Here is a 217-nt window from a genome sequence, read left to right as displayed (position 1 = left end):
TGTAGGACTTGCTTTCACATTTGCTTGTGTCCCTTCAGCTCTTCCTGTATTTCTTAAATTACTTTCCATTTCAATATCTCGGACCGCTTTTTGTTTTTCGCCCTTCACTTCGCCTTGTGGCCCTTCAGCTCTTCCCGTTTCTCTCAATTTACTTTCCATTTCAATATTTCGGACCGCTTTTTGCTGCTCACCCTTCACTTCGCCTTGTGGCCCTTCA

At 44.2% G+C, this 217-nt stretch carries 1 protein-coding gene; it reads right to left on the bottom strand.

Translation table 11 applies throughout. The annotated features are described in order from the left end of the window. A partial coding sequence (locus CN409_RS31240) for a hypothetical protein (protein WP_141527765.1) occupies positions 1-217 on the bottom strand: 217 nt, incomplete at both ends.

This window comes from Bacillus sp. AFS012607, from assembly GCF_002558005.1.
GTDB lineage: Bacteria > Bacillota > Bacilli > Bacillales > Bacillaceae_G > Bacillus_A > Bacillus_A thuringiensis_S.
Note: the sequence above shows the minus strand (reverse complement) of the source record. Positions and strands in the feature narration are given on the sequence as shown.